General features: G+C 65.2%; 15 protein-coding genes. 6 read left to right on the top strand and 9 right to left on the bottom strand.

Features of this window, described 5'->3' with window-relative positions:
• From ACLP4W_RS04885 to lmeA, 5 genes are all read right to left on the bottom strand, one after another.
• Positions 1-834: a sulfurtransferase gene (locus ACLP4W_RS04885; RefSeq protein ID WP_442384666.1), complete on the bottom strand. Its 834-nt coding sequence runs from the start codon at positions 832-834 to the stop codon at positions 1-3.
• Between the two features lie 38 nt (positions 835-872).
• Positions 873-1,343 carry a DUF4395 domain-containing protein gene (locus tag ACLP4W_RS04880; RefSeq protein ID WP_442384664.1) on the bottom strand — a complete coding sequence of 157 codons (471 nt, stop codon included), beginning with the start codon at positions 1,341-1,343 and terminating at the stop codon, positions 873-875.
• Positions 1,344-1,441: 98 nt separating this feature from the next.
• Positions 1,442-1,531, bottom strand: coding sequence for an Ms5788A family Cys-rich leader peptide (locus ACLP4W_RS04875; RefSeq protein ID WP_414686096.1), 90 nt, complete (start codon positions 1,529-1,531; stop codon positions 1,442-1,444).
• Positions 1,532-1,560: 29 nt separating this feature from the next.
• Positions 1,561-1,992, bottom strand: a complete 432-nt coding sequence (locus tag ACLP4W_RS04870; RefSeq protein WP_442384662.1) for a thioredoxin family protein — start codon at positions 1,990-1,992, stop codon at positions 1,561-1,563.
• A 102-nt stretch (positions 1,993-2,094) separates the two neighbouring features.
• Positions 2,095-2,901, bottom strand: coding sequence for a mannan chain length control protein LmeA (lmeA, locus tag ACLP4W_RS04865; RefSeq protein ID WP_442384660.1), 807 nt, complete (start codon positions 2,899-2,901; stop codon positions 2,095-2,097).
• Positions 2,902-3,083: 182 nt separating this feature from the next.
• On the opposite strand from lmeA, the gene ACLP4W_RS04860 reads away from it, so the two are divergent.
• From ACLP4W_RS04860 to pstB, 6 genes are all read left to right on the top strand, one after another.
• Complete coding sequence (locus ACLP4W_RS04860) at positions 3,084-3,854, top strand: winged helix-turn-helix transcriptional regulator (RefSeq protein WP_442384729.1); 771 nt, start codon at positions 3,084-3,086, stop codon at positions 3,852-3,854.
• The gene (gene mshD, locus ACLP4W_RS04855) at positions 3,851-4,801 is read left to right on the top strand and encodes a mycothiol synthase (protein WP_442384658.1); all 951 of its coding nucleotides are present in this window, start codon (positions 3,851-3,853) and stop codon (positions 4,799-4,801) included. Before ACLP4W_RS04860 ends, mshD begins: the two co-directional genes overlap by 4 nt.
• Before the next feature lie 195 nt (positions 4,802-4,996).
• A complete protein-coding gene (gene pstS, locus ACLP4W_RS04850; protein WP_442384727.1) occupies positions 4,997-6,073 on the top strand; it encodes a phosphate ABC transporter substrate-binding protein PstS in 1,077 nt (358 codons plus the stop codon).
• Between the two features lie 44 nt (positions 6,074-6,117).
• Positions 6,118-7,155, top strand: a complete 1,038-nt coding sequence (gene pstC / locus ACLP4W_RS04845; protein WP_442384656.1) for a phosphate ABC transporter permease subunit PstC — start codon at positions 6,118-6,120, stop codon at positions 7,153-7,155.
• Entirely contained in the window at positions 7,152-8,066 is a 915-nt protein-coding gene (gene pstA, locus ACLP4W_RS04840) for a phosphate ABC transporter permease PstA (protein WP_442384654.1), read from the top strand. The genes pstC and pstA overlap by 4 nt, the downstream gene beginning before the upstream one ends.
• Positions 8,067-8,080: 14 nt before the next feature.
• Complete coding sequence (pstB, locus tag ACLP4W_RS04835) at positions 8,081-8,857, top strand: phosphate ABC transporter ATP-binding protein PstB (RefSeq protein WP_442384652.1); 777 nt, start codon at positions 8,081-8,083, stop codon at positions 8,855-8,857.
• Positions 8,858-8,863: 6 nt separating this feature from the next.
• Here pstB and phoU read toward each other — a convergent pair whose 3' ends face one another.
• From phoU to ACLP4W_RS04815, 4 genes are all read right to left on the bottom strand, one after another.
• A complete protein-coding gene (gene phoU / locus ACLP4W_RS04830; protein WP_442384650.1) occupies positions 8,864-9,520 on the bottom strand; it encodes a phosphate signaling complex protein PhoU in 657 nt (218 codons plus the stop codon).
• 58 nt (positions 9,521-9,578) lie between these two features.
• On the bottom strand, positions 9,579-11,774 hold the full coding sequence (locus tag ACLP4W_RS04825) for an LCP family protein (protein WP_442384648.1): 2,196 nt from the start codon (positions 11,772-11,774) through the stop codon (positions 9,579-9,581).
• A gap of 228 nt (positions 11,775-12,002) precedes the next feature.
• A complete protein-coding gene (dusB, locus tag ACLP4W_RS04820; protein WP_442384646.1) occupies positions 12,003-13,136 on the bottom strand; it encodes a tRNA dihydrouridine synthase DusB in 1,134 nt (377 codons plus the stop codon).
• Positions 13,137-13,143: 7 nt separating this feature from the next.
• On the bottom strand, positions 13,144-14,135 hold a 992-nt coding region (locus ACLP4W_RS04815), incomplete at its 5' end, for an acyl-ACP desaturase (protein ID WP_442384644.1).

Below are 14,135 nucleotides of genomic sequence, written 5' to 3'. Positions count from 1 at the left end.
TCAGCTTCCCAACTCGATCGGGGCGCCCACCAGGGAGCCGTATTCCGTCCAACTGCCGTCATAGTTCTTGACGTTTTTATGCCCGAGTAATTCCTGCAAAACGAACCAAGTGTGTGACGAACGTTCCCCGATTCGGCAGTACGCGATGGTTTCCTTGGTGCCATCCAGACCGGCGTCGGCGTACAGCTTGGCCAGCTCCTCATCGGACTTGAAGGTGCCGTCCTCGTTGGCGGCCTTGCTCCACGGGACGTTGATCGCGCCGGGGATGTGGCCCGGTCGCTGGCTTTGCTCCTGCGGAAGGTGCGCCGGCGCGAGGATCTTGCCGGAGAACTCGTCGGGGGAGCGCACGTCGACGAGGTTCTTGACGCTGATGGCCGCGATGACCTCGTCCCGGAAGGCCCGGATGCTGTTGTCCGGCGGGGCCGCGGTGTAGGAGGTGGCCGGCCTGGTGACCGCGCCGGTGGACAGCGGGCGCCCATCGAGCTGCCACTTCTTGCGGCCGCCGTCGAGCAGCTTGACTTTCTCGTGGCCGTACAGCTTGAAATACCAGTACGCGTAGGCGGCGAACCAGTTGTTGTTGCCGCCATAGAGGATCACGGTGTCGTCGTTGGATATGCCCCGGTCGGACAGCAGTTTGGAGAACTGCTGCGCGTCGACGAAGTCGCGCTTGACCGGGTCCTGCAAATCGGTGCGCCAGTCCAGCCTGATCGCGCCGGCGATGTGGCCGGTGTCGTAAGCGCTGGTGTCCTCGTCCACTTCCACGAAGACGACGTTTTCGGCGTCAAGATTGCTCTCAGCCCAGTCCGCGGAGACCAGGACGTCGGAGCGTGCCATGGTTTCGATCCTTTCGATTGCTTCTGACGAATGCCGGGTTAAACGGGACGGGACGCGGGTCGCAAGCGCGCTACCAGCGGGTAGATCTGGCACCCCAGGCAGATGCCGAAGGCCGCATTGAGGAACGCGGCCACCAGCGCGAACGCGGTGGCGACGACGCCTACCAAGAAAGCACCGGTGGCGAATCCGGCAGCGCCCACGACCGCGAAGATCAGGCCGACGAGCTGGGCGAACTTCAGCGGTGCGACCGGTTCCCGCTCCTTGACGGGCCCTAGCCGGGGCGCCACGACGCCGGCGAACACCCGTCCGTAGGGGTGCTGGCGCGGCCCGCCGCTGGCACCTATGGCAAAAATCACGGCCTGCACGCCGAGAATGACCGCAGCCGCCGGCGGACTGGCGGCTGAAACGACGAGTGCGAGGACCAAGACCGCGGTCGTAACCCAGGCGGCGAACCTGGGTCCACGAACGTCGACTTGGTCGGGCTGCGGGGCGGTGTTGCTGCTCGGCACGGTACTACTCCTAAGAATCTTGTTGCGCGGAAAACGGATGGAGGCACGCCGCGGTAGGGCTCCGAAGCTGCTCCGAGTGCGCGCAGGCGCGCCGCTACTCAGCAGCTACAGCAACAGCAACAACCCGCGATGCGGCACAGATCGACTGCGCGACGCTTGGTGAGCATGGGCTCGAGGCGGGCTGACACGTCGGCAAGCTTACCCAATGACACAGTGCTCAAGCCAACAGCGGTTCCAGCGCCGAGCGCAGGTCGGCGGCCTTGGGTACTCCGGAGGCCCGGTATCGCTGCCGTCCGTCGACATCGAAGATCAACGTGGTTGGCAGCGAAAGCACCGAAAACCGCCGGGCGGTAGCAGGATTGGCGTCCAGGTCGACCTCGACGTGGGCTACGTCGCCGAGGTCCTCGCAGACCTGGCCCACTACCCGTCGAACTCGATCACACGGTCCGCACCACGGGGCGCTGAAATGCACGACGGTCGGCCCGCTACGGGAAAGGCCCAGAGCGGCGCTGTCAACTTCATTGCCGTCGGCGTCCTGAGCCGATTCCGGATGAATCTCGCGGATATTTCCCGAGCGGCGGGTCAGCAGCCATCCGGCGAGGGTTGCCACGATGAGCGCCGCAACGGTCGCGATTACGACAGTGGTCATCTGCGCCGCTCCTCCTCATCGCTTCGCTCTGCATCGTCGTCGGCTCCGGTCATCTGCACCGCTCCTCCTCATCGCTTCGCTCTGCATCGTCGTCGGTGCGGATCATGATTGCTTAAACCCTTCGAGCGTGATGGTTACTCCGTAGGTGATGCCTTCGATGATGACGTCGGAGCCGCGCGCCCCCACGGTATGCGGCGCCACCCCGAACGGGAGCCGCTGATCGGGCAGCCTGGCGCTGAAGGCGTGCAGCACCGCCTCGCGCTTGTCGTCCGGAACGGTTTGGTTGGCGGTGTCGGGTCCGGTGAGGACGCCGGTGGGTGTGAACACCAGTGTCGCCTGGTCATCCGGGGCGATGGAAAGGTCTACCGAGACGCTGACCCGGTGGTCGAAATCGGCCGATTTCGGCGTGCCGCTGAATACCAGCCCGTGGCTGCCGGAGATGCCGGACTCGGTGGTGCCGCCGGTGGCGTCGTTGGTTTCCTGGGGGGGTGCCTCAACCATCAGGTCGCTCATGCCCATATAGCGGCCCAGGTGATTCGAGTCGATGATGATGCGGCTCTCCAGCTCACCTACCGGGAGCTTCGCATCGGGCCTGATCAGCCAGGACGCGTAGGTCAGGTCGATCGAATGCATCGTGGCCTCGAGGGTGGCCTTGCCGACGATCGCGTGATCGACGGCGTTGGCCTTGATCTCTAGCTGGTTGTAGTGGCGGCGCATCGCTTGCGGGAGGAACGGAAAAGCCAGGATGGCCGCGAACGGGTCCGAGCCCAGATTCGCCGCTTTTCGGACATTGGTTGACAGTCGGTATTCGACGTAGATGCTGGTGCCGTAGTCGACGCCGACAGCACCGAAGACGATGACGGCCAGTGCGATCGCCGCCGCCATCACACCGATCAGCACCCTGCGCATCCGGCTATTGTGGCCTAACCTCCGGCAACCGCTCCATCCCTGGCCATGCGGTGGCGAGGCTCACACTGCCCCATACGCGGTCCCAAAAAAGCAGGTGGCACGTTATCGTTAGATGACCTGGCAACTAACGCCTTGTGGCGTTTTGAATTTGGGAGATGCCGTTACCCACGAGCTGGAGGGGCTTGTTGGAGCTATTACTGCTGACCTCTGAGCTGCATCCTGACCCGGTTCTGCCGTCCTTGTCGCTGCTTCCCCACACCGTCCGGACGGCGCCACCGGAACCATCGTCGTTGCTGGAGGCCGGGACCGCAGATGCCGTTCTCGTCGACGCGCGCACCGACCTGTCGTCCGCGCGCGGTCTTTGCCGCCTGTTGAGCACGGCGGGGCGGTCGGTGCCCGTCCTGGCCGTGGTGAGCGAAGGAGGTCTGGTAGCGGTCAGCGCCGATTGGGGGCTGGACGAGATCCTGCTGCCCAGTACCGGGCCCGCCGAGATCGACGCCAGGCTACGGCTGGTGGTCGGCCGCCGCGGCGGGCTGGCCGACCAGGAAAGCGCCGGCAAGGTGAGCCTCGGCGAGCTGGTAATCGACGAAGGCACCTACACCGCGAGGCTGCGGGGCCGCCCGCTTGACCTCACCTACAAAGAATTCGAGCTGCTGAAATATCTGGCCCAGCATGCCGGCCGGGTGTTCACTCGAGCACAGCTGCTGCACGAAGTGTGGGGATATGACTTCTTCGGCGGCACGCGCACTGTCGATGTGCACGTGCGTCGACTGCGGGCCAAGCTCGGCCCCGAATATGAGGCGTTGATCGGCACGGTGCGCAACGTGGGTTACAAGGCCGTGCGGCCGGCGCGTGGCCGAGCGCCGATTGCGGAACACGACGGCGCCGACGACGACGAGTCCGACTCTGAGGATCTGCACGACCCGCTGGTCGATCCGTTACGCAGTCAGTGATCTCGCCCGACTGGCGCGCCGCACTCACCGCCGAAGAGCAGCGGGAAGTGCGCGAACTTGTAATGGCGGCAACCGAATTCGATGGGGTCGCACCGGTCGGCGAACAGGTACTGCGCGAACTCGGGCACGACCGCACTGAGCACCTGGTGATCGCTGGTTCTTTGCCGGGCGCCGCAAAAGAGAGCGCCGACGCGATCATTGGCTACCTCAATCTCAGCCCGCCGAGCGACATCGGTGCGGCAATGGCGGAATTGGTGGTGCACCCGCACTCCCGCCGGCGCGGTATTGGCGCGGCCCTGGGGCGCGCCGCATTGGCCAAGACCGGCGGGCACAACCAATTCTGGGCGCACGGCACGCTGGAGCCGGCCCGGGCGACCGCCTCCGCGCTGGCTCTGGTCCCGGTGCGCGAACTGGTGCAGATGCGACGCTCGCTGCGTGACACCCCCGACCCGGTGCCCGCGGTGCCCGCGGTACAGATCCGTACCTACGAGGGCACGGCCGACGACGCTGAGCTGCTGCGGGTCAACAACGCCGCGTTCGCCGAACACCCCGAACAGGGCGGCTGGACCGACGTCGAGCTCGCGGAGCGGCGTGCCGAGCCGTGGTTCGACCCGGCGGGCTTGTTCCTGGCGTTCGGCGCCTCCGGCAGCGATCAGGCGGGCAGGCTGCTGGGCTTCCACTGGACCAAAGTGCACCTCGATCAACCGGGCCTGGGCGAGGTCTACGTCGTGGGCGTCGACCCGTCGGCGCAGGGCGGTGGCCTGGGCCAGATGTTGACGGCGGTCGGTATTCGATCGCTGGGAGCCCGGCTGGCCGGTTCGGCCGAACCCACAGTGATGCTCTACGTGGAGTCGGACAACGTCGCCGCGGTGCGGACCTACCAACGTTTGGGCTTCACCGCCTACAGCGTCGACACCGCGTACGCGTCAGTGGCCGCCGCAGGCTGACCGAAAGCGGTGTGGACTCTGATTGTTCACTCTGCATTCATATCCAGGCGCTTCTGTTGGCTGCAACATCGCATACTTTCGCGGTGATTTGGCAACCTCGCCGGGGGGATGGCCAGTGGCACCGGCATTCGTTAGAAAGCGAGATCGGTGAGGCTCGACACGAAGCGCAGGGCGGTGGCGGCAGTGGCGTTGGCGATGGCGGTCAGCGTTGGGGCGTTGACCGCGTGCGGCAGCGACAACAACCGCGGCGGCGGTCCGGCCACAACTAACTCGGGACCCGCCGGCGCGGCGGGATGTGGCGGCAAAAACGACCTGACGGCGGAAGGCTCGACCGCGCAACAGAACGCGATCGCATTGTTCAATCAGGTGTGGGAACAGTACTGCCCGGGCAAGGTCGTGTCGTACAACCCGACTGGGTCAGGCGCCGGGCGTGAGCAGTTCATCGCCGGCCACATCGACTTCGCGGGAGCCGACTCGCCGCTGGTCGCCGATCAGATCGGCCCAGCTGCCAAACGCTGTGACGGAAACCCGGCGTGGGACCTGCCCCTGGTGTTCGGGCCGGTCGCGCTGGTGTACAACCTGCCGGGCGTTCAGGAGTTGGTGGTCAGCAGCGACACCCTGGCCAAGCTCTTCAGCGGCAAGATCACGGTCTGGAATGACCCGATACTGGCGGCACTCAATCCCGGTGTAGCGCTGCCCGCCACCAAGGTCGTGCCGATCTACCGGTCGGACTCGTCGGGAACCACCGACAACGTCCAGAAATATCTCACGGCAGCCGCACCGCAAAGCTGGACCAGAGGAGTCGGCACCGAGTTTCAGGGCGGTGTCGGCGAAGGGGCCGCGAAGTCGGCCGGTGTGGTTCAGGCCGTGCGGGCCACAGCGGGCGCCATCGGATACGTCGAGAAAGGCTTTGCTGATCAAGCCGGTGTGCCCTACGCCCAAATCGACACCGGCAACGGCGTGGTCCCGCTGACCAACGACACAGCCAGCAACGCCATCAAGACGGCCGGCTTCGTGGCCGACGGCAACGACCTGGTGCTGGATCTGGACTCTATGTACACCGCGCAGCAACCGGGCACCTACCCGTTGGTGCTGGCCACCTACGAGATCGTGTGCTCGAAGGGCTACAACCCGGACACCACCACCGCGATCAAGTCGTTCCTCACCGTGGCAGCCAACAACGGGCAGGCCGGCCTTTCGTCCGCCGGTTACGTTCCGCTGCCGGATAAAGTCAAGGAGCGATTGGTTACCGCGATCAACGCCATGCAGTAACCAGTGGGTTTAAGGAGCGACAGCAGAACTGTGCTGGGATCACAGTGACAACGCCAGACCCATCCGCCGCGGGTTCGGGTGCAGTCGTCGCTGCGCCCTTTCCCGAGTCGCCGGTGATACCCATCAGCCCGTGGGGGCGCGCCCAGCCGCGCATCGGCGACCGCGTATTTCGTTGGCTGGCGCGGGGTTCGGGTGTCCTGATCGTTGTCCTGATCGCCGCGATCGGCGCATTCTTGCTGCTACGTGCGGTACCGGCGTTGAAGCGCAATCGGGAGAACTTCTTCACCTACGGCGGCAACTGGGTCACCACCGATACTTCGGCGATGCACTTCGGCATCCGTGATCTGGCGCAGGTGACCGTGTTCGTGTCGTTGTTCGCATTGATCGTGGCTATGCCGATCGCCCTCGGCGTCGCCATCTTCATCACGCAGTACGCGCCGCGGCGGGTCGCCGGTGGGCTGGCCTACGCGGTCGACCTGCTGGCCGCGGTTCCCTCGATCGTCTACGGCGTGTGGGGCCTGCACGTACTGGCACCGCAGCTGCGACCCATCGCGACCTGGCTGAATCACACATTGGGCTGGTGCTTCCTGTTCGCCAGTGGCAACACGTCGCTGGCCGGTGGCGGCACGATCTTTACCGGCGGGATCGTGTTGGCGGTGATGATCCTGCCGATCATCACCGCGGTCACGCGCGAAGTGTTCATCCAGACACCGCAGGACCAGATCGAGGCCGCGCTGGCACTCGGCGCCACCCGCTGGGAAGTGGTCACGACAACCGTGCTGCCATTCGGGCGGTCCGGATACATCAGCGGCGCGATGCTCGGCCTGGGCCGCGCCCTGGGCGAGACGCTCGCGCTGCTGATCATCTTGCGGGGCACCCAAGCCGCGTTCGGCTGGTCGTTGTTCGACGGCGGCTCCACCTTCGCGACCAAGATCGCGGCCACCGCGTCGGAATTCGGTGATCAATACAAGTCCGGCGCGTATATCGCCGCGGGACTGGTCCTTTTCGTGCTCACCTTCCTGATCGACGCCCTGGCACGGGGCGCTGTTGTCGGAGCCGAGAGCACACGAGGCGGCCGATGACCTCCATGTTGGATCGCCCCCTCAAGGCGCGGACCTTCTCGGGGCTCGGCCGGCGTCGTCGGCTGGTGAACATCGTTGCGACCGTGTTTGTGACGCTGTCGATGGTGATCGCCCTGACGCCGTTGGTGATGGTGCTGGGCTCGGTCATCGCCAAGGGGTCCAAGGCAATCGCGTCCACCGAGTGGTGGACGCATTCGCAGGCGGGTATGACGGCATTCGTCGCCGGCGGCGGCGCCTACCACGCGATCGTCGGCACGTTGCTGCAGGGGCTGGTATGCGCCGTCATCTCGGTCCCGATCGGCATCATGGTGGCGATCTATCTGGTCGAATACGGTGGCGGCACCCCGCTGGGCAGGTTGGCCAGCTTCATGGTGGACATCCTGTCCGGGGTGCCCTCGATCGTGGCGGCGTTGTTCATCTACGCACTGTGTGTGGCGACGCTGGGGCTTCCCCGTTCCCAGTTGGCGGCGTCGTTGGCACTGGTCTTGTTGATGCTGCCGGTGATCGTGCGGGCCACCGAGGAGATGCTGCGGATCGTTCCGGTTGACCTGCGTGAGGCCAGTTACGCGCTCGGGATCCCGAAGTGGAAAACCATTGTGCGAATCGTCATTCCCAGCGGGCTGTCCGGCATCATCACCGGGGTCATGCTGTCGGTGGCCAGAGTGATGGGTGAGACGGCGCCTCTGCTGATCCTCGTCGGTTATTCCCAGTCGATGAACTACAACGTTTTCCGCGGGTTCATGGGATCGCTACCCGGCATGATGTACAACCAGACGTCGGCAGGCGCGGGCGTCAGCCCCATTCCCACGGAGCGGTTGTGGGGCGCGGCGTTAACCCTCATTCTTATGATCGCCGTCATCAATATCGGGGCCAGGTTGATCGCGCGAATCTGTGCCCCCAGGAAGTCGTAGGCAGGAGCATTCAAGTGGCCAAGCGGTTGGACCTCAAAGGCGTCAACATCTACTACGGGTCGTTCAAAGCGGTCGCGGACGTCACGCTATCCATTCTGCCCCGCAGCGTGACAGCGTTCATCGGCTCGTCGGGCTGCGGCAAGACGACGGTGCTGCGCTCGCTGAACCGGATGCATGAGGTCATCCCCGGCGGCCGGGTCGAGGGCAGCGTACTACTCGACGATCAAGACATCTACGGCCCGGGTGTCGACCCGGTCGGGGTACGCCGGGCGATCGGGATGGTGTTCCAGCGGCCGAACCCATTCCCCGCCATGTCGATTCGCGACAACGTGGTAGCCGGCTTGAAGCTGCAGGGCGTGCGCAATCGCAAGCTGCTCGATGAGACGGCCGAACACTCACTGCGCGGTGCCAACCTGTGGGGTGAGGTCAAGGACCGGCTGGACAAGCCCGGCGGCGGATTGTCCGGGGGGCAGCAGCAGCGGTTGTGCATCGCGCGGGCCATCGCCGTGCAACCCGATGTGTTGCTGATGGACGAGCCGTGTTCCGCGCTGGACCCGATCTCGACGCTGGCCATCGAAGAACTGATCAGCGAGTTGAAGCAGGAATACACGATCGTCATCGTCACCCACAACATGCAGCAGGCCGCCCGGGTGAGTGATATGACGGCCTTCTTCAACCTGGAAGCCACCGGAAAGCCCGGCCGGCTGGTCGAGATCGACGACACCGAGAAGATCTTTTCCAACCCGTCCCAGAAGTCGACCGAGGACTACATCTCCGGCCGGTTCGGCTAGCGGCGGCTATCTCTTCTCGTCGTCGGGAAGTGCGCCGGTCGCCTGGAAGATGACGCGCCGCGCCACCTCCACCGCATGGTCGGCGAAGCGTTCGTAGAACCGGCCCAGCAACGTCACGTCGACGGCGGTCGCCACGCCGTGTCTCCATTCCCGGTCCATCAGCACCGTGAACAAGTGGCGGTGCAGATCGTCCATGGCGTCGTCTTCTTCGGCGATCTGGGCGGCTTTCTCCGGGTCGCGCGACAACACCACCTCTCGTGCGCTATTGCCCAATTCGACTGCGACTCTGCCCATTTCGGCGAAATAGCCGTTGACCTCTTCGGGCAGCGCATGCTGGGGATGCCGTCGGCGGGCGATCTTGGCGACGTGCAGGGCCAGCGCGCCCATCCGGTCGATGTCTGCCACCATCTGGATCGCGCTGACGATAGACCTGAGATCGCCGGCGACCGGCGCCTGCAACGCCAGCAGCACGAAGGCGCTCTCCTCGGCTTGGGCGCTCAGCGTCGCAATCTTTTCGTGGTCGGAGATTACCTGTTCGGCCAGCACCAGGTCGGCCTGTAGCAGGGCTTGGGTTGCCCGCTCCATGGCCATCCCTGCCAGCCCGCACATTTCGCCGAGCCGCTCGGACAGTTCGGAGAGCTGCTCATGGTATGCGGTCCGCATGCCGCTTAGCCTACGTTCTCGGCGCCGAAAAAGTTGGGCGCGGCGGCGCCAAATGTGGTTACTCGCAGGTGGTGTCGGCGGCGTTGGTAACGGTGAGATCCTCGGGCAGCTTGGCCGGCGCGTTGCCGGAGCCGCGTTCTATCTGCATGCTCATCGACGAGCCGCTGGGTGCGGGAGTGGTGACCGCGTTGAAGTCCGGGCCGAGCACCACCTGCACGACCTGCCCATATCCGGAAACCCGCTGGACCCTTGCATTGGCGAACGACGACGCCACCGTTGCCGCGGCCTGCTCGTTGCCCGGCGAGAACAACACCGTCGTGGTGTTCACCGAACTCGGATAATCGTCCGGCGTCATCACATTGAAGCCGTTCTTCTTGAGCTGGCTGGTTGCGGTCGTCGCCAGACCGCTCTGCGTGGTCGCGTTGGAGACCCGCACCGTGACATCCCGCGGCGAGGTCGTGGTGACCTGCTGGTGCAGAGGCTCGGGGGTCGCGGTGGGCGTCGGCGCCTTCTTGGTGGTGGGCGCATTCGTCTGCCCGGAGGCCGGGCCCGAGTTAGGAGATGTTCCCAAACTCTTTGCGTTCTGGTCGTTTTCCTCCGGCAGCGGGTCGTCGTTGATGATGGCATCGAAAAGCGCCCGCATATCGTCCAAGCGCGGCGGCTCATCGCCGTTCTGATCCGTGACGCCGGTCGGCACGGTAACGAACGTGATGTGCCCGGCCGCCATACCCTGCAACGACTGTCCGAGTTGCACCAGGTCTTTGGTCTTGACGTTGTCGACGAAAGTGTCGCCGATGAGCATGTTCACGACGTTGTTGAGCTTGTTGAGGTCGAACAACGTGTCCTCGGAGATCAGCGACCGCAGCAGCGACGACAAGAACAACTGCTGGCGTTTGATGCGGCCGTAGTCACCGTTGGTCTCGGTGGTCACCTGGCGAGCCCGCACATAGTTCAACGCGGTTGACCCGTCGAGGACTTGGCGTCCCGCGTGTTCCAGGACCGTTCCCAGTTCGTAGTCATGCAGCGGGGTGCTGCTGCACACCTCGACCCCGCCCAGAGCATCGACCATCTTCGCGAATCCGGCGAAGTCGACCGCGATGAAGTGGTTGATGCTCAAACCGGACAGCTTCTGGATTTCCTTCACCAGACACTTCGGACCGCCGAAGGCGAACGCTGAGTTCAGTTTGGTCTCGGTGTAGACCATCTTGGGACCCCGGGTCCCGGTCTTCTTGTCATAGATGGGCCCGTACTTGCCGGTGTCTGGATTCCAGGCCTCGCATTGGAACGGGGTGATCGCCAGATCGCGGGGGAAGGACACCGCGACCACGCGTTTGCGGTTCGCCGGGATGTTGACCAGCATCACGGTGTCCGACCGAGCGCCATCGGCATCATCGGTGGTGCCGGCGCCCATATCGGCGTTTTCCCCGGCGCGTGAGTCGATCCCGACGATCAGGAAGTCTTCGTCGCCGTACTGCCCGTTGGGGTCGCGTATGTCGCTCGAGTTCGGGTCGAGCGCGCTGATGGTTTTGAGCCGCGCGCTCTTCGACGCGCTCCACTGCCATGCCCCACCCGTCAGGGCCAGTGCGAGCACGGCGAACAGTGCCGCCAGCGAGCGCCCGGCCAGCAGGATCGGGCGATGGCGCCGTTTGGGTTTCGGGTCGCGCGCCTCCGGCGCCCCGTCAGTGGCCTGGGCGGACGACGCCCGGCTGCGCGTCCGCAGCAGCCGGCGCGACGTGGTCGGCACCTCGATCGCGCCGGATTCGGACTCGTCGTCGTTCGGGTAGTCGGCGAGGTCGGGAATCTCCGAGACGACGTCGAGCGAGTAGGCCCGGGTCTCGATTACCTGTGTGTCCTGCTGGTCAACGGGCAGTTCCGACGCATCCTCGGAAGTTTCGGCGTCGGAGGCCACGTGATGGTGACTGGTCCGGTCATTGATCTGGGCGCCGACCTTGGCGATCAAGTCAGCGACGGTGAGTCCCCCGCTGGTGTGACATCCGGCCTTTCCGCCTTCGGCTGCTTGGGATCCTTGGGATTCGATAGGCTCGACGGGGGGCGCGACGTCGGGCTCCGGGGAGGTCTCGAGGCCCTGCTCGGCCTGCCAGCGGTGAACGTCGTGATCGGAGGGCGGTTTCGAGAACCGCTCCCACGGCGCGGCCCCCTGCGCCGGCTGCGGGTTTGGGGTGGCCGGTTGGCCGTTGCCCGCGCCGGGGGTGCGCCGAGGGTCAAGAGTGGCGTCATTGCCGCCGTCACTCATGTCCTACCGGCCTCCGAAGCTCTGATGCGGACGTTAGGGGTGTCCGTGCGCACGTATCAGCGCAGCGCTGCCATTATCAGCGCTGCAACCCGCGCTACCCGTGGGTCGCACGGCGTTCGTCGCGCTCGTGCAGCGGCACCGAGAAACGACCGCCGCCCAAGCGCAATGCAGCAAGGCTCACATCGTACTGAGTTATCGCTCCGGACGCGATTTCGCGCCTGTTCCGGCTCAGCCACCCGAGTGCATGACGTCCGCCCCGGCCGGCACCGTGCAGTCGTCCGGGTCGGTCAGCCAGCCTTCGGGCAGGGCCACGCGGGCGGGTGAACCCTGCCGGCCCCGAGGGCCGGTCGCCGCGTCCGGAAACGGGACAGCGCCGTCCAACCGGTCGAGCAGGGAGTCGAGTTCATCGAGCGTCTTGACCATCGCCAGCGCCCGCCGCAACTCGGATCCGGCCGGGAAGCCATGCAGGTACCAGGCGACGTGTTTGCGGATATCGCGCATGGCCTTGTCTTCGCCGAAATGCGCGGCCAGCAACTGGCCGTGCCGGCGGACGATGTCGGCGACCTCGCCGAGCGTGGGAGGGGCCGGGGGTGGGCTGCCGGTGAACGCGGCGGACAGCTCGGCGAAGAGCCACGGCCGGCCCAGGCAGCCACGGCCGATGACGACGCCGTCGCATCCGGAGCTGGCCATCATCGTCAGCGCGTCACTGGCATCGTAAATGTCGCCGTTGCCGAGCACCGGAATCGTCCGCACATGCTGCTTGAGCTGCGCGATCTGTTCCCAATCGGCGATGCCGGAATAGCGCTGAGCCGCCGTGCGGGCGTGCAGGGCGACCGCGGCGGCCCCTTCGGCTTCGGCGATGCGGCCGGCATCCAGGTGGGTGTGGTGTTCGTCGTCGATGCCGATGCGGAACTTGACGGTGACCGGTATTTCGGTGCCTTCGGTGGCACGCACGGCCGCGGCGACGATCTGGCCGAACAGCCGCCGCTTGAACGGCAGCGCCGCCCCTCCGCCGCGCCTGGTGACTTTGGGCACCGGGCATCCGAAATTCATGTCGATGTGGTCGGCCAAGCCTTCGTCCGCGATCATCTTGGCGGCCGCGTAGGTGGTGGCGGGGTCGACGGTGTAGAGCTGCAGCGAGCGCGGCGACTCGTCCGGAGAGAACGTCGTCATGTGCATCGTGACGGGATGGCGCTCGACGAGCGCACGCGCGGTCACCATCTCGCAGACGTAGAGTCCGCTGATTGTGCCGACCTTCGACTGTTCTAGTTCACGACACAGCGTCCGGAATGCGACGTTGGTCACGCCGGCCATCGGGGCCAGCACGACCGGGCTGGCGAGCGTGATCGGACCGATGCGCAAGGCCGGGCTACCGACGGCTGAAGACCAGCTTGCCTGCGGTCTTATGCAGTTCGAATGCCGTCGTCTTCTTGCCGGTGCGGGCTTCCCGCTCGAGTTGGCGCTGCTTGGACACCTCGAACTTGTCGCAGGCTGCCTCGAGTTCCTTGATCAGCACCCCCAGGTCGTCACGAAGCGCGGCGGCTTCACCGGTGAAGTCCTCACGTTCGAAGATCCGCCATTTCTTCAGCACCGGCATGACGACCTCGTCGAGGTGGATGCGGATGTCGTATACGCCGCCGACGGCGATGAACACGGCTTTGCGGCGGAACTCGGGCACCTGGAAGCCGGGCATCTGGAAGTTGCGCAGGATCTTGTGCAGCGACTTCATCGCCTGATTGGGCGCAGCCTCAAACCCGGCCTCGCTGACATCACGGTAGAAGATCATGTGCAGGTTCTCGTCGGCCGAGATCTTGGCCAGCAACTGGTCGGCGATGGTCTCGTTGCAGGCTTTACCGGTGTTGCGGTGCGAAATCCGGGTCGCCAATTCCTGGAACGTGACGTAGATGACCGAATCGAACAGGCTCTCGGCGAACAGGTCGTCTCGAACCTGGTGGTTCTGGCCCGGGCTGAAGCCGCGGTTCACCACCTCGATGCGTAGCTTCTCCAATTCGACCGGGTCGACCGCGCGGGTCACCACCAGGTAGTCGCGCAGCGCGATCCCGTGCCGGTTCTCTTCGGCGGTCCACCGGTTGACCCACTGGCCCCAGGGGCCGTCCAAGCCGAAGTTCATCGCGATCTCGCGGTGATACGACGGCAGGTTGTCTTCGGTCATCAGGTTCTGCACCATCGCCACCTGGGCGAGGTCGGAGAGCTTGGACTGCTCGGGATCCCAATCCTGCCCGCCGAGCGCATAGAAGTTCTTGCCGTCCGACCATGGGATGTAGTCGTGCGGGTTCCAGTCCTTATGCATGCTCAGGTGCCGGTTCAGGTTCTTCTCGACCACCGGTTCAAGTTCTTGCA

Source organism: Mycobacterium sp. (assembly GCF_052145595.1).
Taxonomy (GTDB): Bacteria; Actinomycetota; Actinomycetes; order Mycobacteriales; family Mycobacteriaceae; genus Mycobacterium.
This window is presented reverse-complemented; position numbering and strand designations above follow the sequence as displayed.

What these genes read in the sequence shown, in the direction of transcription:
- ACLP4W_RS04885 (WP_442384666.1), bottom strand. Translation starts at nt 834, where the DNA reads ATGGCACGCTCCGACGTCCTGGTCTCCGCGGACTGGGCTGAGAGCAAT.
- ACLP4W_RS04870 (WP_442384662.1), bottom strand. Translation starts at nt 1,992, where the DNA reads ATGACCACTGTCGTAATCGCGACCGTTGCGGCGCTCATCGTGGCAACC.
- lmeA (WP_442384660.1), bottom strand. Translation starts at nt 2,901, where the DNA reads ATGCGCAGGGTGCTGATCGGTGTGATGGCGGCGGCGATCGCACTGGCC.
- pstS (WP_442384727.1), top strand. Translation starts at nt 4,997, where the DNA reads ATGGCGGTCAGCGTTGGGGCGTTGACCGCGTGCGGCAGCGACAACAAC.
- pstA (WP_442384654.1), top strand. Translation starts at nt 7,152, where the DNA reads ATGACCTCCATGTTGGATCGCCCCCTCAAGGCGCGGACCTTCTCGGGG.
- phoU (WP_442384650.1), bottom strand. Translation starts at nt 9,520, where the DNA reads ATGCGGACCGCATACCATGAGCAGCTCTCCGAACTGTCCGAGCGGCTC.
- ACLP4W_RS04825 (WP_442384648.1), bottom strand. Translation starts at nt 11,774, where the DNA reads ATGAGTGACGGCGGCAATGACGCCACTCTTGACCCTCGGCGCACCCCC.